Origin of the sequence: Massiliimicrobium timonense, assembly GCF_042850985.1 — a bacterium.
GTDB lineage: Bacteria > Bacillota_I > Bacilli_A > Erysipelotrichales > Coprobacillaceae > Allocoprobacillus.
In genome coordinates this window covers 2,262,900-2,281,456 of the sequence record NZ_AP031415.1, presented here as the reverse complement: position 1 = coordinate 2,281,456, position 18,557 = coordinate 2,262,900, and the positions used below count along the sequence as shown (strand labels likewise).

Annotated in this window: 17 protein-coding genes; 13 read left to right on the top strand and 4 right to left on the bottom strand. The window is 33.1% G+C overall.

Features of this window, described 5'->3' with window-relative positions; translation table 11 throughout:
* Window positions 1-7: 7 nt before the first annotated feature.
* The 3 genes from ACGHJ8_RS11980 to ACGHJ8_RS11970 all read left to right on the top strand — a co-directional run bounded on the left by ACGHJ8_RS11980 (window position 8) and on the right by ACGHJ8_RS11970 (window position 2,209).
* On the top strand, window positions 8-823 hold the full coding sequence (locus ACGHJ8_RS11980) for a PTS mannose/fructose/sorbose transporter subunit IIC (RefSeq protein ID WP_390540545.1): 816 nt from the start codon (window positions 8-10) through the stop codon (window positions 821-823).
* A 20-nt stretch (window positions 824-843) separates the two neighbouring features.
* On the top strand, window positions 844-1,761 hold the full coding sequence (locus tag ACGHJ8_RS11975; protein ID WP_390540543.1) for a PTS system mannose/fructose/sorbose family transporter subunit IID: 918 nt from the start codon (window positions 844-846) through the stop codon (window positions 1,759-1,761).
* A gap of 67 nt (window positions 1,762-1,828) precedes the next feature.
* A complete protein-coding gene (locus tag ACGHJ8_RS11970; RefSeq protein ID WP_390540541.1) occupies window positions 1,829-2,209 on the top strand; it encodes a DUF956 family protein in 381 nt (126 codons plus the stop codon).
* Window positions 2,210-2,244: 35 nt separating this feature from the next.
* Here the strand turns inward: ACGHJ8_RS11970 and ACGHJ8_RS11965 are convergent, their stop codons facing one another.
* Window positions 2,245-2,538, bottom strand: a complete 294-nt coding sequence (locus ACGHJ8_RS11965) for a rhodanese-like domain-containing protein (RefSeq protein WP_390540539.1) — start codon at window positions 2,536-2,538, stop codon at window positions 2,245-2,247.
* A 231-nt stretch (window positions 2,539-2,769) separates the two neighbouring features.
* On the opposite strand from ACGHJ8_RS11965, the gene ACGHJ8_RS11960 reads away from it, so the two are divergent.
* The 4 genes from ACGHJ8_RS11960 (at window position 2,770) to ACGHJ8_RS11945 (ending at window position 9,152) form a co-directional block, all read left to right on the top strand.
* Complete coding sequence (locus ACGHJ8_RS11960; protein ID WP_390540537.1) at window positions 2,770-3,954, top strand: phosphoglycerate kinase; 1,185 nt, start codon at window positions 2,770-2,772, stop codon at window positions 3,952-3,954.
* A gap of 16 nt (window positions 3,955-3,970) precedes the next feature.
* Entirely contained in the window at window positions 3,971-4,714 is a 744-nt protein-coding gene (gene tpiA / locus ACGHJ8_RS11955; protein ID WP_390540535.1) for a triose-phosphate isomerase, read from the top strand.
* Window positions 4,715-4,911: 197 nt separating this feature from the next.
* A complete protein-coding gene (gene adhE / locus ACGHJ8_RS11950; protein WP_390540534.1) occupies window positions 4,912-7,587 on the top strand; it encodes a bifunctional acetaldehyde-CoA/alcohol dehydrogenase in 2,676 nt (891 codons plus the stop codon).
* 95 nt (window positions 7,588-7,682) lie between these two features.
* The gene (locus ACGHJ8_RS11945; protein WP_349291038.1) at window positions 7,683-9,152 is read left to right on the top strand and encodes a glycoside hydrolase family 1 protein; all 1,470 of its coding nucleotides are present in this window, start codon (window positions 7,683-7,685) and stop codon (window positions 9,150-9,152) included.
* A 59-nt stretch (window positions 9,153-9,211) separates the two neighbouring features.
* Here ACGHJ8_RS11945 and ACGHJ8_RS11940 read toward each other — a convergent pair whose 3' ends face one another.
* Window positions 9,212-9,532, bottom strand: a complete 321-nt coding sequence (locus ACGHJ8_RS11940) for a PTS sugar transporter subunit IIB (RefSeq protein WP_390540531.1) — start codon at window positions 9,530-9,532, stop codon at window positions 9,212-9,214.
* Window positions 9,533-9,687: 155 nt separating this feature from the next.
* Here ACGHJ8_RS11940 and ACGHJ8_RS11935 point away from each other — a divergent pair, with 155 nt between their 5' ends.
* The gene (locus ACGHJ8_RS11935) at window positions 9,688-10,038 is read left to right on the top strand and encodes a NusG domain II-containing protein (protein ID WP_390540529.1); all 351 of its coding nucleotides are present in this window, start codon (window positions 9,688-9,690) and stop codon (window positions 10,036-10,038) included.
* 342 nt (window positions 10,039-10,380) lie between these two features.
* Here the strand turns inward: ACGHJ8_RS11935 and ACGHJ8_RS11930 are convergent, their stop codons facing one another.
* Window positions 10,381-11,169, bottom strand: coding sequence for a Cof-type HAD-IIB family hydrolase (locus ACGHJ8_RS11930; RefSeq protein WP_390540527.1), 789 nt, complete (start codon window positions 11,167-11,169; stop codon window positions 10,381-10,383).
* A 128-nt stretch (window positions 11,170-11,297) separates the two neighbouring features.
* Here ACGHJ8_RS11930 and ACGHJ8_RS11925 point away from each other — a divergent pair, with 128 nt between their 5' ends.
* Window positions 11,298-12,146, top strand: coding sequence for a sulfide/dihydroorotate dehydrogenase-like FAD/NAD-binding protein (locus ACGHJ8_RS11925; protein WP_205089728.1), 849 nt, complete (start codon window positions 11,298-11,300; stop codon window positions 12,144-12,146).
* A complete protein-coding gene (gltA, locus tag ACGHJ8_RS11920; RefSeq protein WP_390540525.1) occupies window positions 12,146-13,534 on the top strand; it encodes an NADPH-dependent glutamate synthase in 1,389 nt (462 codons plus the stop codon). The genes ACGHJ8_RS11925 and gltA overlap by 1 nt, the downstream gene beginning before the upstream one ends.
* Window positions 13,535-13,556: 22 nt before the next feature.
* Here gltA and ACGHJ8_RS11915 read toward each other — a convergent pair whose 3' ends face one another.
* Complete coding sequence (locus tag ACGHJ8_RS11915) at window positions 13,557-14,561, bottom strand: LacI family DNA-binding transcriptional regulator (protein ID WP_390540523.1); 1,005 nt, start codon at window positions 14,559-14,561, stop codon at window positions 13,557-13,559.
* 166 nt (window positions 14,562-14,727) lie between these two features.
* Here ACGHJ8_RS11915 and galT point away from each other — a divergent pair, with 166 nt between their 5' ends.
* Genes galT through ACGHJ8_RS11900 form a run of 3 tightly spaced genes read left to right on the top strand, consistent with a single transcriptional unit; the run spans window position 14,728 to window position 18,522 of the window.
* On the top strand, window positions 14,728-16,236 hold the full coding sequence (gene galT, locus ACGHJ8_RS11910) for a UDP-glucose--hexose-1-phosphate uridylyltransferase (RefSeq protein WP_390540521.1): 1,509 nt from the start codon (window positions 14,728-14,730) through the stop codon (window positions 16,234-16,236).
* The gene (locus ACGHJ8_RS11905; RefSeq protein ID WP_390540519.1) at window positions 16,229-17,242 is read left to right on the top strand and encodes an aldose epimerase family protein; all 1,014 of its coding nucleotides are present in this window, start codon (window positions 16,229-16,231) and stop codon (window positions 17,240-17,242) included. Before galT ends, ACGHJ8_RS11905 begins: the two co-directional genes overlap by 8 nt.
* Window positions 17,242-18,522: a galactokinase gene (locus ACGHJ8_RS11900; protein WP_390540517.1), complete on the top strand. Its 1,281-nt coding sequence runs from the start codon at window positions 17,242-17,244 to the stop codon at window positions 18,520-18,522. The genes ACGHJ8_RS11905 and ACGHJ8_RS11900 overlap by 1 nt, the downstream gene beginning before the upstream one ends.
* The last annotated feature ends 35 nt before the right edge of the window (window positions 18,523-18,557 follow it).

The following is an 18,557-nucleotide window of genomic DNA, read 5'->3' as shown; positions in this document are numbered from 1 at the left end:
AAACATAATGTCTTTTATTACAATAGTATTGATTATTATCGTTGCCCTACTTGCTGGTATGGAAGGGATTCTTGATGAATTTCAGTTCCATCAACCATTAGTAGCGTGTACGTTAATTGGATTAGTCAGTGGACACCTTACAGAAGGAATTGTTTTAGGTGGTTCATTACAGATGATTGCTCTTGGATGGGCAAATGTTGGGGCGGCTGTTGCACCAGATGCAGCTTTGGCTTCAGTTGCTTCAGCGATTATTATGGTTTTAGGTTTAGAAGGTGGAACAACTGATGTTCAAACAGCTATTTCAACTTCAATTGCTGTAGCTGTACCACTTTCAGTAGCTGGTTTATTCTTAACAATGATTTGTCGTACAATTGCTATTCCTATGGTTCACTTTATGGATGGTGCTGCTGAAAAAGGAAATATTCGTGCAATTGAAACATGGCATATTTTAGCTATTCTTTTACAAGGTGTGAGAATTGCGATTCCTGCTGCAGCATTATGCTTCGTACCTGCACAAGTGGTAACAGATGCATTAAATCAAATGCCTCCATGGTTATCAGGTGGTATGACTGTTGGTGGAGGAATGGTTGCAGCTGTTGGTTATGCAATGGTTATCAACATGATGTCAACAAAAGAAACTTGGCCATTCTTTGCCTTAGGATTCGTTCTTGCAGCTATTGGTGAATTAACATTAATTGCTTTAGGAGCTATTGGTGTTGCATTAGCATTAATTTACTTAGGATTAAAAGAAAATGGAGGTTCTTCTAATGGAGGAACTGGAGGTTCTGGAGATCCATTAGGTGATATATTAAATGATTATTAATCTTGAAGGAGGACAAGAAAATGGCAGAAAAAATTAAATTAACTAAAAAAGATAGAATTTCCGTTGCTATGCGTCATCAGTTCCTTCAAGGATCATGGAACTATGAACGTATGCAAAATGGTGGTTGGTGTTTCTCAATTATCCCAGCTATCAAAAGATTATATCCTCAAAAGGAAGATCGTATTGCAGCATTAAAAAGACATATGGAGTTCTATAACACACATCCATATGTTTCAGCACCAGTTATGGGGGTTACATTAGCTTTAGAAGAAGAGCGTGCTAATGGAGCAGATATCAATGATCAGGCTATTCAAGGGGTTAAAGTTGGTATGATGGGACCTCTTGCTGGGGTTGGAGATCCAGTGTTCTGGTTTACTTTAAGACCAATCTTAGGAGCATTAGGAGCTTCTTTAGCGTTAAGTGGTAATATTGTTGGACCTTTATTATTCTTCTTTGCATGGAATATTATTCGTATTGCTTTTATTTGGTATACTCAAGAATTTGGTTATAAAGTCGGAACTTCAATTGCTCAAGACTTATCTGGTGGATTGATTGGAAAAGTGACTCAAGGAGCTTCTATTTTAGGTATGTTTATTATTGGAGCATTAGTTCAACGTTGGGTGACAATTTCATTTACACCTGTTGTATCTAAAGTTACACAATCAGCAGGAGCTTATATTGATTGGTCAAAAATTTCTGGAACTGCTGAAGGTATTAAATCAGCATTAGAACAATATTCAACTTTAGGAGCAGCTGGATTAAATGTTGAAAAAGTAACAACTTTACAACAGAACTTAGACCAATTAATTCCAGGTTTAGCAGCTTTATTATTAACATTATTATGCTGCTGGTTATTGAAAAAGAAAGTTTCACCTATCGTTATTATCATCGCATTATTTGCTGTTGGTATTCTTGCACGTTTAGCTAGAATTATGTAAAATAATGAAGAATGATGAAAAGCTCAGCTTTCATGCTGAGCTTTTCATAAATAGTAGGAGGGAAACAATGGTACAGTCTTTAAATGCCAAAGTTGATTTAACAATTAAGGCAACATCTTATTTAGGAATGGCTAATTATGGTCAGGTGATGATTGGAGATCATGCTTTTGAATTTTATAATGAAAGAAATGTAAGAGATTATATCCAGATTCCATGGGAAGAAGTTGATTATGTGATGGCTTCTGTCATATTGAAAGGAAAATGGATTCCACGTTTTGCTATCTATACAAAAAAGAATGGTTATTTTACTTTTTCAACACGTGATAATAAAGCGACTTTAAGAGCCATTCATCAATATATTCCAGGCAAGAGAATGGTTCGTTCTTTAAGTTTTTTTCAGGTTCTTAAGCGTGGATTAAGCAATCTTTTTCATAGAAAGTCAAAATAGATGATTTGGAAAGGTCAATCATCTTTTTTTATTTTTTAAAAGAATTGTTGTTTTTCTAAAATCAGTAAGGATTGAAAACTATGAGGAAAATATTGACATTGATAACCTAATTGTTGGCATTGTTTGGCTATTTGTTTAGCAGTTTTTCCAGTATCGCAGATGAAGTATAAAAGTTTATTGTGAGGTAAATATGGAATTTGACTTTTTAAATCATCCTTAGGAATATTGATGGCATTTTTTAAATGATGTTGGCGAAAAGAAAATTCATCACGCAAATCAATGATGAGAGTTTGCGGGTTATGGATATATTGAAGGATATCATCATACATAAAATCACCACTATTAATATATGTCAAGATAATGTATTGGTGAAAGCGTTTTTTATACAATGGGGTAATAAATGTCGATTATATGAAGATCATTTTGAGTTTGCATAAAATATAAAAATATCCTTTTCTAATTTTACAAAAAAAGACAATTTTTATTGTTTTAACAATTATAAAAGCAATTGAAAATCAATGATAAGAATGTTATAATTTGCACATGGAGGATTGAGAAAAATGGACAAAAAAACAATTAAAGATATTGAAGTCACTGGAAAAACTGTCTTAGTTCGTGTTGACTTCAATGTACCTAGAAACAAAGAAACAGGAGAAATTACTAATGACAACAGAATTGTTGCCGCTTTACCAACTTTAAAATATTTGTTAGAACAAAAACCAAAAGCTATCGTATTGTTCTCACATTTAGGTAAAGTAAAAACTGAAGAAGATAAAGCAAAAAATGATTTATCTGTTGTAGCTCCTAGATTATCTGAATTATTAGGAGTAGATGTGAAGTTTGTAAACTGTACAAGAGGACCTGAACTTGAAAATGCTGTTAAAGAAGCTGATAATGCTCAAGTGATCTTAGTACAAAATACACGTTATGAAAAAGGTGAAAGCAAAAATGATCCTGAATTAGGTAAATATTGGGCATCATTAGGAGATGTATTCGTTGAAGATGCATTCGGTTCAGTACATAGAGCACATGCTTCTACTGCTGGAATTCCTGCTCATTTACCATCTGCTGCTGGATTCTTAGTTGAAAAAGAAATTGCTTATATTGGAAAAGCTGTAAGTGATCCTGAAAGACCAATGGTTGCTATTTTAGGTGGAGCTAAAGTTTCTGATAAGATCTTAGTTATTGAAAACTTATTAAAGATTGCTGATAAAGTTATCGTTGGTGGAGGTATGACTTATACTTTCATGAAAGCTATGGGACATGAAATTGGTAATTCTTTAGTTGAAGATGATCGTATTGAAGTAGCTAAAGAAATCATTGAAAAAGGTGGAGATAAATTAATCTTACCTGTTGATTCAGTAATCAATAATGCATTTGCTGCTGAAGGTGATATCAAAGTATGTGGTGAAGATATTCCAGAAGGATACATGGGATTAGATATTGGACCTAAATCAGTTGAAAATATCAAAGCTGCTTTAGAAGGAGCTAAAACTGTTGTATGGAATGGTCCAATGGGTGTATTTGAAATGGAACCATTCGCTAAAGGAACTATCGCAGTATGCGAAGCTTTAGCAAACTTACCAGATGCTAATACAATTATCGGTGGTGGAGATAGTGCTGCTGCTGTTATGCAACTTGGATATGCTGATAAAGTTTCTCATATCTCAACTGGTGGAGGAGCTTCATTAGAATATATGGAAGGTAAAGTATTACCTGGTATTGCTGCAATTGATGATAAATAATAAGGGGATTATAAAGATGAGAAAACCAATTATCGTAGGAAACTGGAAAATGAATAAAACAATTGCCCAAACAAAAGCTTTTGTTGAAGCGGTTGATGGAGCATGCACTGATAAAGCTGATTGGGGAATTGCAACTCCATATTTAGCTTTACAGACTGCTAAAGGTGCAGCTAAAAACTTAATTGTTGCTGCTCAAAACTGTCATTTTAAAGATAGTGGTGCTTATACTGGAGAAGTGAGTGTAAGCATGTTAAAAGAAATTGGAGTAGAATGGGTTATTTTAGGTCACTCTGAAAGAAGACAATATTTTGGTGAAACTGATGAAACAGTGAATGCAAAAATGCGTCAAGTTTTATCAAATGATTTAACTCCAATTGTATGTGTTGGTGAAACATTAGAAGAATATGAAGCAGGAACAACTAAAGATGTTGTGAAAACTCAAACAGTAGCTGCATTTAAAGATGTATGTCCAAACTGTGCAAGTCGTGTTGTTATTGCTTATGAACCAGTATGGGCTATTGGTACTGGAAAAACAGCAACTAATGAAATTGCTCAAGATGTTTGTGCATATATTAGAAGCGTTGTTGCTGAATTATATGGACAAGAAGTTGCTGATAAGGTAAGAATCCAATATGGTGGATCAGTTAAACCAGAAGGATTGAAAGCTTTATTAGAACAACCTGATATTGATGGAGCATTAGTTGGTGGAGCTTCTTTACAAGAAGATTCTTATAAAGCAATGATTGCTGCATTAGATTAATAAAAGAAGTGAGTCAACCTGTGGGTTGACTCTTTGTGTATAAAATGTTTTTGATATAACTTTTCATTGCAAAAATTGAAAAGGTTTACATAAAATGTAAGAGGTTTATTTTTAAAAAATATCTTCTCTTGCTTGTTTTTTCACAAGGAATATAGTATATTTATCGTATAAATATTAATGATGTCGGAGGAAATGTTATGGCAGAAAAAAAAGCTGTAAAAAAAGAAGCCCCAAAGGCTGAATGGACTAATGAACAAATTGATACTCATATTGATGAGTTAGTTCAAAAAGCATTAGTTGCATTAGACAAATTTGAATCTTATAGTCAAGATGCAGTTGATTACATTGTTGCTAAATGTTCTGTTGCTGGATTAGATCAACATGGTGTTTTAGCAGAAGCAGCTGTCAACGAAACTGGTAGAGGTGTTTTTGAAGATAAAGCTGTTAAAAACTTATTCGCCTGCGAATATGTAACAAGTAATCTTCGTCACTTGAAAACAGTTGGAATTATTAATGAAGATCCTTTAACTGGAATCACTGAAATTGCTGAACCAGTTGGAGTTATTTGTGGTATTGTACCAACAACAAATCCAACTTCAACAGTTATTTTTAAATCTTTAATTTCATTAAAGACAAGAAACCCAATTATTTTCTCATTCCATCCATCTGCATATGAATGTTCAGTTCAAGCTGCAAAAGTTATCAGAGATGCTGCAATTGCTGCTGGAGCTCCTGAAGATTGTATTCAATGGATTGGTGTACGTGGATCTATGTATGCAACAAATGCATTAATGAATCATCCTAATGTTGCTACAATTTTAGCAACTGGTGGTAATGCAATGGTTAAAGCTGCTTACTCTTGTGGTAAACCTGCTTTAGGTGTTGGTGCTGGTAACGTACCTGCATACGTTGAAAAAACATGTGTATTAAAGAGAGCTGTTAATGATATCGTGTTATCAAAATCATTTGATAATGGTATGATTTGTGCTTCTGAACAAGCTGCAATTGTTGACCAAGAAATTTATAATGAGTTTAAAGAAGAAATTTCTCGTTTTAAAGTATACTGGGTAAACGGTGAAGAAAAAGCAAAACTTGAAAAATATATGTTTGGTGCTGAAGCATATAGTGATAAAGTCAATGAAGTTGGTACAGTTAATGCTGCTGTTGTTGGTAAACCTGCAACATGGATTGCTGAACAAGCAGGATTTAAAGTGCCAGAAGATACACAAATCTTACTTGCTGAATGTAAAGAAGTTGGTCCAAATGAACCATTAACAAGAGAAAAATTATCTCCAGTATTAGCTATCTTAAAAGCAACTTCAACTGAAGATGGTATTAATAAATCTGCTGCAATGGTAGCATTCAATGGTTTAGGACACTCTGCTGCTATTCATACACAAAATCATGATATTGCAGTAGAATTTGGTTTAAGATGTAAAGCTATTCGTGTTATTGAAAATGCCCCATCTACATTTGGTGGAATTGGTTCAGTTTATAATGCGTTCATTCCATCATTGACATTAGGATGTGGTTCTTATGGTCATAACTCAGTTTCTAACAACGTTAGTGCTGTAAACTTATTAAATATTAAGAGAATAGGGAGACGTAACAACAATATGCAATGGGTTAAACTTCCTCCAAAAATCTACTTTGAAAGAAATTCAATTAGATATTTAAGAGATATGAAATACATGGAAAAAGCCATGATTATTACTGATAGAGGTATGTACAATCTTGGATATGTTGAAAAGATTGAAGACGTTATCAGAAGAAGACGTAATAAAGTTGACTTAGAATTATACTTTGATGTAGAACCAGATCCAAGTATTGATACAGTTAACGAAGGTGTTGAATTAATGAGAAAATTCCAACCAGATGTTATTATCGCATTAGGTGGAGGATCTTCAATGGATGCTGCAAAAGTTATGTGGTTAATGTATGAACATCCAGAAGTAAACTTTGATGATATCAAACAAAAATTCATGGATATTAGAAAACGTGCTTTCAAATTCCCTGAATTAGGTAAAAAAGCAAGATTAATCTGTATCCCAACAACTTCTGGTACAGGTTCAGAAGTTACACCATTTGCCGTTATTACTGATAAGAAAGCAAATAAGAAATATCCATTAACTGACTACGCTTTAACTCCAACTGTAGCTATCGTAGATCCAGAATTTGTTATGAGCTTACCACCAGCAATTGCTGCTGATACAGGTATTGACGTATTAACACATGCTGTTGAAGCATATGTATCTATCTTAGCTTCTGACTTTACTGATGGATGGGCTAAACAAGCTGTTAAGATGGTATTTGATTACTTAGATGAATCAGTAAATAAAGGAACTCCAATCGCTAGAGAAAAAATGCACAATGCTGCAACAATTGCAGGTATGGCATTTGCAAATGCATTCTTAGGAATGAACCACTCATTAGCTCATAAGATTGGTGGAGAATGGCACATTCCTCATGGACGTACAAATGGTATCTTATTACCACATGTTATTAGATACAATGGTACTGTTCCAACTAAATTAAATATCTGGCCAAAAATTGAAAACTATAAAGCAGATGTTAAATACATGGAATTAGCTCAATTGATTGGATTAAATCCTAAGACTCCTGAAGAAGGTGTAAAAATGTTTGCTGATGCTTGTGAAGAATTATGCGTTAAAGTTGGTGTAGCAACTAACGTTAAATCACAAGGTATCGACAAAGCTGCTTGGGAAGAATCAATTCATAGAATTGCTATGAATGCTTATGAAGATCAATGTACTCCAGCTAACCCAAGAATGCCAATCGTTAAAGATATGGAAGAAATCTTACGTACAATTTATGATTATGAATCTAAATTTGCAACTAAAGATGCAAAATAAAAAATAAAAGCATGACCCATGATGGTTATGCTTTTTTTCTTACAAATATGAAAAAATATTGTATAATAGATGTATATGAAATGGAGGTAATAAAAATGGGTTTTCCAAAAGATTTTTTATGGGGTGGCGCAGTAGCTGCCAATCAGTGTGAAGGTGCATATCTGGAAGATGGAAAGGGTCTTTGTGTACCAGATATGTTATTGGGTGGAGATGTGAATACACCAAGAACATTTTTACCTAAAACAGATCCAACAGCATTTTATCCAAGTCATGAAGCTATAGACTTCTATCATCACTATAAAGAGGATATCGCTATGTTTGCTGAAATGGGATGGAATGTCTTTAGACTTTCTATTAACTGGGGAAGAATTTTTCCAAATGGGGATGATGAAGAACCTAATGAAGCAGGTTTAGCATTCTATGATAAAGTATTTGATGAATGTCATAAACATGGCATGGAACCTTTAGTGACTTTATGTCATTATGAAATTCCTTGGAATATTGTGACAAAATATAATGGCTTTAGTGACCGTCGTGTCATTGACTTGTTTGTAAAGTATGCCACAACATGTTTTGAACGTTATAAAGATAAGGTAAAATATTGGCTGACATTTAATGAAATTAATATTGCTTGTATGGGTGAAGGTGGTATTGGTAACTTATATGGATTAGGTATGATGGAACCAGAAGATGTTCAAGCTGATCATCGTATTCCACTTACAGAATTAAAATCTAATAATCAAAAAATGTTTGAGGCTTTACATAATGAATTTGTTGCTAGTGCTTTAACTGTCAAAGCAGGGCATAAGATTAATCCTAATTTTATGATTGGAAATATGATTGCTCATACAACTGTTTATCCATTAACACCAAATCCAAAAGATGTTTTAGCTGCTTTTGATGAAGATAATTTTAAGAATAATTTCTGTGGTGATGTCCAAGTGCGTGGTGAATATCCATCATACATGTGGCGTTATTTTAAGGAACATGGTATTGATACATCATTTATTAGCGATGAAGATAAAAAAATCTTAAAAGAGGGGACTGTAGATTTCTATACTTTCTCTTATTATCAATCAAATTGTATAACAGTTGATAAAGATGCACAAATGACTCAAGGTAATATGACTGTAGGGGCTAAAAATCCATATCTTGAAGCCAGTGACTGGGGATGGCAGATTGATCCTGATGGATTACGTTATACATTGAAATTATTAAATGGACGTTATCCTCATACACCATTAATGATTGTAGAAAATGGTTTAGGGGCATTTGATAAAGTAGAAGAAGATGGATCTATCCATGATGATTATCGCATTGCTTATTTAAGACCACATATAGCTGCAATGAAAGAAGCTATTGAAGATGGTGTTCCATTAATTGGTTATACAACTTGGGGTCCTATTGATCTTGTTTCTGCAGGAACAGGGCAATATGCAAAACGTTATGGTTTTATTTATGTAAATAGACATGATGATGGAACTGGGGATTTTTCAAGAAGTCGTAAAGATTCATTTTATTGGTATAAAAAAGTTATTGAATCAAATGGTGAAGATTTAGATTAAGTAAAAAAAGGACATATCAGCAGTATATGTCCTTTTCATATTCATATGTTAGCGTATCTTTATTTTTTCCAATCTTCCAGCAATTTAAGAGCTTGGTCTAAAACTTTAGCACCATCCATCATACCATAAGTACGCATATCAATAACATCAACAGGGATAGCGTTTTTCACTTGTTCTTTGATAGATTTTAAACGGAAACGAACTTGAGGACCAAGTAATAAAACATCACAAGGATCAGCAGCATATTCTGTTGTTAGAGCTGTTTCACTGATTGCCCAAATTTTCGCATCCAAACCTCTTTCCTCAGCAGCTTTTTGCATTCTTGTTACAAGTAAGCTAGTTGACATACCAGCACTACATGCTAACATAATTTTAACCATTTTCATATTCCTCCTTATTTATTTCATTCTATAATATTATTATACACCCATTCACCATTTTATGAAATATTAAAGATGGAATTTCATAAAATTGTTGACTTATGAATAAGACTTGATTACCATAATAAAGAAAATAAAAGTAAAGGAACAGAAGTATGAAAAAGAAAGATATTATTTTTATTATAGGTTTATGCATTGTCATTGGCATTATGTATCTTGTTTATGAACTTACACAAAAGGAGAAAAATGGTGAAATAGAAGTTTATTATCATAATGAAGTGATTGAAACAATTGATATATCTAAAAATCAAACCTATACTTTTGAAGGTGATTATGGTGTTTTTCATTTGGAAGTGAAAAATCATCAATATCGTGCAGTAAATGTTGAATGCCCTAATCATGATTGTGAAAAAGTGGGATGGGTCAAAGAAGGGAGTTCACGCTCTATTATTTGTGCACCTAATGATATTTATGTGATTCAACCGGATCTGGAATCTTCATATTAACTTATTTTCATGAGGGATTAATCAAATGTTCACATAAAATTCATATCATCACGTTATGATAAAATTGTCTTAAGACAAGACATATAATATCAAATATAGACGACCCTCTCCCTATAAATTATCGTCTATAAATAAAGAAGAACGTTTTCCCCACGTTCTTTTTTGTTTGTAAATATAAAAGTTCACACAAAGTTCTCATAAAATTCACAGTAAATTCATATGACTAAGTTAATATATAAATGTCTTAAGACAAGACATATAATATCAGATATAGACGACCCCTCTCCCTATATTATAAATTTCGTCTATATATAAAAAAGAACGTTTCCCCACGTTCTTTTTTTATATAATTTGAAAGTGTTTTAAAGCGTTAAATATACCATGATTATCAGTATCTGTTGTTATATAAGAAACTTCATGAAATAAAAGGGGATTGCTGTTACCCATAGCTACAGAATCATGAGTATATTTTAACATTGGAAGATCATTTGTTGAATCACCAATACTGATAGTATCTTTTATTGTATATCCAAGATGATCAATGATATATTGGATGCCTGAAGCTTTAGAATAAGGGAAAGGGACGATTTCTAAAAAATCGATATCTCTTTGAATAATATGGAAGTCATCCTGCAATTCTTGTTTAAAAGATTCAATATTAGTATGAGGTTGATACCAGATTGTTAATTTATCAAAAGAAACATCATCATGAGAAGTAAAACTTCCTGTGTGAAAACCGATGTCTTGATAATGTTTTTGGATAGATTGAATAAAAGGGTGCTTCAAATTTTTAGAAAAATAAACACCATCATAGCCTTCCAGCATAGCATCAACTTGATATTGATAAATGCTTTGAATCACTTTATGTTTCAGATTAGTACTTAATTGAGCATGAAATAGGGGTTGTTGATGGTATTGAATGTAAGTGCCACAACCACAAATATAGCCATCAAATGGAATGTCTGTAATCATTGAATCAATGGTAGAAAATGGACGGCCAGTGTTAATGAAACAAAGATGTTCATTGGCTTGAGCCTGTAAAATGGCTTGGATTGTTGATGGAGGAATTGTTCCTGTTTTTTCATCAATTAATGTTCCGTCTATATCAAAAAAGATAAGTTTTGTCTGCATAAATATTTCTCCTTTTTTCATATCATAAGCTTTCTAAAGAATATGGTCAAGAGATAATGATGATGTTGTATTGCGAAAAAATTATCTCTATGATATAATTTTTTAAACTATGAGAGGGGTAGATAGAGATGTATAAGATTTTACACAAAGAAAAATTAAATGATGTTGTAGAGTTGATGGTAGTTCATGCACCCCATGTATCTAGAAAATGTGAACCGGGACAGTTCATTATTTTAAGGGTTGGAGAAGATGGTGAAAGAATTCCATTGACAATTGCTGATTATGATAGAGAAAAAGAAACAATTACAATTATTTATCAAATTGTTGGGTATTCTACAAAAGCATTGGCATTGTTAAATGAAGGCGATGAAATTACAGATTTTGTAGGTCCATTAGGAGAACCAACAAAATTACATGCTTCTAAACACGTTGTCGGTGTTGCAGGGGGTGTTGGAAGTGCCCCACTTTATCCACAATTAAGAGCGTTAGCACAAATGGGTGTTGATGTTGATGTTATTATTGGTGGTAGAGAAGCTCAATATGTTTTATGGGCTGATGAATTTAGAAAATTCTGTAAGAATGTTTATATCACAACAGATGATGGGTCATTAGGTCAAAAAGGATTTGTCACACAAGTTTTAGCTGATTTAATTGATCAAGGAGAATCTATTGATGAAGTCATTGCGATAGGTCCTGTACCAATGATGAAAGCGGTTGTTGGCGTTACAAAGCCTCATAATATCAAAACTTCTGTTTCATTAAATCCGATTATGATTGATGGAACAGGTATGTGTGGATGCTGTCGTGTAACTGTAGATGGAAAAATTAAATTTGCTTGTGTTGATGGACCAGATTTTGATGGATTACAAGTTGATTTTGATGAATTGATGGCACGTCAAAGAATGTTTAAAGAAGAAGAACATCAAATGGATGAACAAGCCAATCGTATGTGTAATTTAATGGGAGGTGTCAAATAATGCCAAATATGTCATTGGAAAAGGTGAAAATGCCTGAGCAGGAACCTCAAGTGAGAAAACAGAATTTTCAGGAAGTTGCCTTAGGATATACAGAAGAACAGGCAATGGAAGAAGCAACAAGATGTTTAAATTGTAGACATAGTCCATGTAAAAATGGGTGTCCTGTAGGTGTTCCTATTCCTGAATTTATCAGTGAAGTTGCAAAAGGTCATTTTGAAGAAGCCTATGAAATTATAACTCAAGAAAATGCTTTACCTGCCATTTGTGGGCGTGTTTGTCCTCAAGAAAATCAATGTGAAGGGAAATGTGTCAGAGGAATTAAAGGTGAGTCTGTTGGAATTGGACGTTTAGAAAGATTTGTTGCAGATTATCATCGTGATCATGGAAAGAAGAAAGAAAATCATATTGAAAAAAATGGTATCAAAGTAGCTGTAGTTGGAAGTGGACCAGCTGGAATGACTTGTGCTGGAGAACTTGCGAAAAAGGGATATGATGTTACTGTTTTTGAGGCTTTGCATAAAACAGGAGGCGTTTTATCATATGGTATTCCTGAATTTCGTTTGCCTAAAGATTTGGTACAGAAAGAAATTGATGGGGTAGCTGATTTAGGTGTTAAGTTTGAAACAAACGTTGTTGTTGGACGTTCTATAACAATTGATGAATTACAGGAAGAAGGCTATGCAGCTATCTTTGTAGGAAGTGGAGCAGGGCTTCCTCGTTTTCAAGGAATTCCAGGTGAAAATTTAAATGGTGTTTATGCCGCTAATGAGTTTTTAACACGTGTGAATTTAATGAAAGGTTATGAATTTCCAAAGCATCCAACACCAGTGAAAATTAGTGATACTGTGTGTGTGATTGGAGCAGGAAATGTTGCGATGGATGCAGCCAGAACAGCAAAACGTCTTGGAGCTAAAAATGTTTATATCGTCTATCGTCGTGGAGAACAGGAAATTCCTGCCAGAGCTGAAGAAGTGCATCACGCTAAAGAAGAAGGTATCATCTTTAAGTTGTTAACAAATCCGGTTAAAATTGAAGGCAAAGATGGATGGGTTCATGCTATGGAATGTGTAGAAATGGAACTGGGAGAACCAGATGAAAGTGGTAGAAGAAGACCGGTTGTTAAGGAAGGTTCAAACTTTGTGATTGAAACGGGAACTGTTATTGTTTCCATTGGACAAAGTCCAAATCCATTGATTAGACAGACAACACCGGGCTTAGATACACAAAAATGGGGTGGAATTATTGTTGATGAAGAAACAATGAAAACATCAAAGGAAGGTGTCTATGCTGGTGGCGATGTCGTGACTGGAGCAGCGACTGTTATTTTAGCAATGGGTGCTGGAAAAAAAGCTGCCCAAGCTATTGATGAAGCTTTAAAACAGAAATAAATAAAAAGCGATTAGAGTCTTTCTAATCGTTTTTTTGCACAGCTTTACATGATTCTCTTTCCACCAGATAACAAGGAAGTTGAATACGCATAGGTAATAGTTTGGTATGATCTTTAATTGCCTGATGGAGAAGTTTTGCTCCAAATTGCCCCATATCAAAAGCTGGAGCATAAAAAGTTGTCAGTGGTGGATATGTATAGTTACTGGCATCAATATTATCAAATCCAATAATAGAGATATCTTCTGGAATATGGAATCCATAATCATTTAAAGCTTTCATAGCCCCCATCGCAATAGGATCACTCGCCGCAAAGAGAGCTGTTGGTAAATGATGGGATTGAATCATACTTACCATCATCGCATAACCAGATTCACTTGTAAATTCTCCTTCTAAAAGATAATCTTCATATTCTAATTGATACTCTGTCGCATATTTGATAAATGCCTGTTTTCTGATATCTTCATAAGCTAAACCATCATCTAGATATTCAATAGCACCTAAATAACCGATTTTATGATGACCTAAGTTCTTTAGATATGTTAAAGCTTGTTTTAAAGCTAAATCAAAATCTAATACAATCGAACATTCTTTTAAATTTTCGTAATCCATATCTAACAAAATAATAGAATCATTATATTTTTTTAATGTTTCAATATGTTTTTTACTAAATTTCCCTAAACAGATAATCCCTTCAATACCTTTTAAAGATTTTTCAATATGAACATCATCTTTAAAAATTCTCCTTAATATAATACCATTTTTTGCACAATAGTCTTCTACACCATGACGCAAAGTTAAATAATAAGGATCATGGATTTCCTGTTGTAAAGAATACCATTGAATTAAACAGATATGAATGTTTGGATCATTTTTTTTCTTTTTATGATATTGAAGTTTTTTGGCAGCTTCAAGTACATTTTCTCTTGTCTGGGGAGGGACACTTAGAGTAGGATCGTCATTAAGAATACGTGAAACTGTCGCAATTGAAACATCTGCCAGTTGGGCAATATCTTTTAAAGTGGCCATAGTTACCTCCTTATTTTCTTTATTATATAGGAAAATACATGAAAATGCTATGAAATTTCAAAGAATATCTCAATAAGTAAAAATTTACTTAAATAATAAGTAAAAAATATTTGAAGTTTTCTAAGAAGCGTGGTATGGTATAGGTAGATAATGAGGAGGACAAAATATGAACCATGCAATTAATCAGTTAATACAATATGGATTAGATCGTCAGTTAATACAAGAAGCTGATAGAGATTATGCAACAAATTTATTACTGGATTTGTTAAATATGAATGAATTTGAAAGAGAAGATATTCATGAAGTGATTGGTGATTGTACACCCATTTTAGAGAAAATGTTAAATTATGCAGTTGAACAAGGCATCATTGAAGACAGCATTGTAGAAAAAGATTTATTTGATACACGTCTAATGAATTGTTTAATGCCTAGACCAAGTGAAGTTGTGCAGACATTTTATCGCCGCTATGCACATTCACCAAAAAAAGCAACACAATATTTTTATAATCTTTCCATTGATTCCCATTATATTCGTAAAGATCGTACTGATCAGAATATTCATTTTCAAAAATATTATAAATATGGTTTAATAGATATCACGATTAATTTATCAAAACCAGAAAAAGATCCTAAAGATATTGCGAAAGCAAAACTTATCAAAACAAGTGGTTATCCAAAGTGTTTATTATGTAAAGAAAATGTAGGATTTAGTGGCGATTTTAATCGTCCTGCCAGACAAAACCACCGTATTATTCCATTGAAATTGAATGGGCAAGACTATTATTTTCAATATTCACCTTACGTTTATTATAATGAACACTGTATCGTTTTCAATAAAGAACATATTCCAATGGTTATTAATGAGGATACTTTTAAACGTTTATTGGCTTTTGTTGAACAATTTCCTCATTATATGTTAGGATCAAATGCGGATTTACCGATTGTTGGAGGATCAATTTTAACACATGATCATTTTCAAGGTGGATGTTATGAATTTCCAATGAACAATGCTGATGTGATTCAAACATTAACATTTGAAGATTTTCCTCAATCAAAGATTGAGATATTGAAATGGCCACTTTCAACGATAAGAATAACTTCTTCCAATCCACAGGAAATCATTGATTTTGCTTCAAGAACATTGAAAGCATGGAAACACTATTCTAACCCTGCTTTAGATATTCTTTCACATACAGATGATATACCACATAATACTATCACTCCTATCGCAAGAATGAAGAATCAACAATATCAAATGGACCTTGTTTTAAGAAATAATCGTACATCTCAAGAATATCCAGATGGTATTTTCCATCCTCATGCATCTTTACATCATATTAAAAAAGAAAATATAGGACTGATAGAGGTGATGGGATTAGCTGTTTTACCAGCCAGATTAAAAAATGAACTGGAATTATTAAAAGATTGTTTATTACAGAAAAAACAAATTAGTGATTATCCTGAATTACAAAAACATGAATTATGGTATAATGAAATCAAAGAACAATATCAAATTCAAGAAGATAATGTAGATGATGTTTTAAAAACAGCTTTGACAATAAAATTCGTAGAAGTTTTAGAAGACGCAGGTGTTTTTAAGATGAATGATGAAGGTATTGATGCTTTTTGTGACTTTGTTGAATCATTACGTAAGGAGGAAGATAATCATGATTGAAGTTATTCAACATATTGATGATCGCATTGATATGATTGCGATGAAAAATGAACAATTAGAAGTTGTTGTATCTAATTATGGATGTACAATTATCAAAGTGATTATGGCCGATAAAAATGGTCATAAAGATGATGTCGTTTTAGGATATGATGATTTTACACAGTATCAGACATTAGATGCTTATTTAGGAGCATTGGTTGGAAGGGTTGCAAATAGAATTAAAAAAGGTGAATTTACACTTCATGGACAAACTTACCATTTGGCTGTGAATAATGGACCTAATCATTTGCATGGTGGCATCAAAGGATTTAGCTATCAAGTTTTTGATTATACGATTCAAGATGATCATACACTTGTTTTCCATTATTTATCTCCTGATGGACAAGAAGGGTATCCTGGTGACTTGGATTTGACGGTGACTTATACATTAATCGGTGATACTTTAAAGGTGCACTATCAAGCAACATCTACAGCTGATACATTGATTAATATTACAAATCACTCTTATTTTAACTTATCTGGTCATAAAGAAAATATTTATCATCATACTTTACAGATTCATGCATCCCAATTTGCCTGTGTTGACTCCGATGGTTTAACAACAGGTGAATGGAAAGATGTAACAGGGACAGCCTTTGATTTTAGACAAGCTGCCTTTATTGGCGAAAGAGTAGAACAAGAAGATGAACAATTAAAAATTGGAAATGGTTTTGATCACCCGTTTTTATTTGATGTCAATGAAAATCAGGTTATTTTGACACATCCATCAACGGGAAGACAGTTAATTGTATCAACAACGTTACCACAGGCTCAAATATATACAGCAAACTTTTTAGATGGGCGATTAGGAAAATATGGAGAACGTTATTATGCAAGAGATGCTATTTGTATTGAAACACAAAATATGCCTGATGCGATTCATTTAGAAGAACAACCAACAACAATCTTAAGAAAAGGAGAAACTTATGATGAAACAACATCATATCAGTTTAAAGTGATACAATAATGAAAAAAGCAAGTTTAGTTATTCAAGATATTCAAAATAATGTATATAATGATACGTTATTAGATGTTTATATGGATTTACAACAATTAGAACATCAAAAAACAAGATATATTCAAGCTATTGAAAAATTTATAGACCTTTATGGAGATCAGGAGATTACGATTTATAGTACGCCGGGACGAAGTGAAGTCTGTGGGAATCATACGGATCATCAACATGGCGAAGTATTGGCTGCGGCTATTAATTTAGATATTATTGCAGTCGTTGCAAAAGATGATGCTAAGATTAAAATTTTATCTGATGATTATGATATTGCAGCCATAGGCATCAATGATATGACATTAAGAGAAGATGAAAAAGAATCATCTGAAGGATTGATTCGTGGTATTCTGGCAAGATTTCAGCAGCTCAATTACCAGATTGGTGGTTTTGTTGGTTATATGACAAGTGATGTTTTGCAAGGATCAGGATTATCTTCTTCGGCTGCATTTGAAGTCATGATTGGAACAGTTCTTTCTGGTATGTATAATGATATGAAAGTGGATCCTGTCATGATTGCGAAAATTGGGCAATACAGTGAAAATGTTTATTTTGGTAAACCATGTGGTTTAATGGATCAATGTGCATGTTCAGTGGGAAGTTTGATTCATATTGATTTTAAGGATAATGATCATCCTGTTGTAGAAAAGATTGATGTCGATTTCCCACGTTTCCATCACAGTTTATGTATTGTTGATGTTCATGCATCACATGCCGATCTTACTGAAGATTATGCGTCTATTCCAGAAGAATTAAAAGAGGTAAACCACTTCTTTAAGCAAGAATATTTAAGAGATGTGAGTGAAGAAGATTTCTATAATCATCTCACTGAAGTCAGAGAAGCTACAAATGATCGTGCTGTTTTAAGAGCTATTCATGTATTTAATGAAAATAAACGTGTTCAAAAAGCTGTTCAATCATTAAAAGATGAAGATTTTGATGCCTTTAAACAAGTTGTCAAAGCTTCAGGAGAAAGTTCATTTAAATATCTTCAAAATATTTATTCTAATCACTATGTTGGACAACAGGCTGTTTCTTTAGCTCTCGCATTGTCTGAAGATTTATTAGGAACACATGGAGTATGTCGTGTTCATGGTGGTGGTTTTGCTGGAACAATACAAGCTTTTGTAGAAGATGATTATGTTGAAACATATAAACAAAGTATTGAAAAATATTTTGGTGAAGGAAGCTGTCATATTTTAAAGGTTAGAAAATATGGTGGTATGAAAGTTATTGATTAAGCTGGGTTCAATCCGGCTTTTTTTCTTATCATGAT

Bases quoted from the DNA above. Each gene is read 5' to 3' on its own strand.
- ACGHJ8_RS11980 (WP_390540545.1), top strand. From the start codon at position 8: ATGTCTTTTATTACAATAGTATTGATTATTATCGTTGCCCTACTTGCT.
- ACGHJ8_RS11975 (WP_390540543.1), top strand. From the start codon at position 844: ATGGCAGAAAAAATTAAATTAACTAAAAAAGATAGAATTTCCGTTGCT.
- ACGHJ8_RS11970 (WP_390540541.1), top strand. From the start codon at position 1,829: ATGGTACAGTCTTTAAATGCCAAAGTTGATTTAACAATTAAGGCAACA.
- ACGHJ8_RS11965 (WP_390540539.1), bottom strand. From the start codon at position 2,538: ATGTATGATGATATCCTTCAATATATCCATAACCCGCAAACTCTCATC.
- ACGHJ8_RS11960 (WP_390540537.1), top strand. From the start codon at position 2,770: ATGGACAAAAAAACAATTAAAGATATTGAAGTCACTGGAAAAACTGTC.
- tpiA (WP_390540535.1), top strand. From the start codon at position 3,971: ATGAGAAAACCAATTATCGTAGGAAACTGGAAAATGAATAAAACAATT.
- adhE (WP_390540534.1), top strand. From the start codon at position 4,912: ATGGCAGAAAAAAAAGCTGTAAAAAAAGAAGCCCCAAAGGCTGAATGG.
- ACGHJ8_RS11945 (WP_349291038.1), top strand. From the start codon at position 7,683: ATGGGTTTTCCAAAAGATTTTTTATGGGGTGGCGCAGTAGCTGCCAAT.
- ACGHJ8_RS11940 (WP_390540531.1), bottom strand. From the start codon at position 9,532: ATGGTTAAAATTATGTTAGCATGTAGTGCTGGTATGTCAACTAGCTTA.
- ACGHJ8_RS11935 (WP_390540529.1), top strand. From the start codon at position 9,688: ATGAAAAAGAAAGATATTATTTTTATTATAGGTTTATGCATTGTCATT.
- ACGHJ8_RS11930 (WP_390540527.1), bottom strand. From the start codon at position 11,169: ATGCAGACAAAACTTATCTTTTTTGATATAGACGGAACATTAATTGAT.
- ACGHJ8_RS11925 (WP_205089728.1), top strand. From the start codon at position 11,298: ATGTATAAGATTTTACACAAAGAAAAATTAAATGATGTTGTAGAGTTG.
- gltA (WP_390540525.1), top strand. From the start codon at position 12,146: ATGCCAAATATGTCATTGGAAAAGGTGAAAATGCCTGAGCAGGAACCT.
- ACGHJ8_RS11915 (WP_390540523.1), bottom strand. From the start codon at position 14,561: ATGGCCACTTTAAAAGATATTGCCCAACTGGCAGATGTTTCAATTGCG.
- galT (WP_390540521.1), top strand. From the start codon at position 14,728: ATGAACCATGCAATTAATCAGTTAATACAATATGGATTAGATCGTCAG.
- ACGHJ8_RS11905 (WP_390540519.1), top strand. From the start codon at position 16,229: ATGATTGAAGTTATTCAACATATTGATGATCGCATTGATATGATTGCG.
- ACGHJ8_RS11900 (WP_390540517.1), top strand. From the start codon at position 17,242: ATGAAAAAAGCAAGTTTAGTTATTCAAGATATTCAAAATAATGTATAT.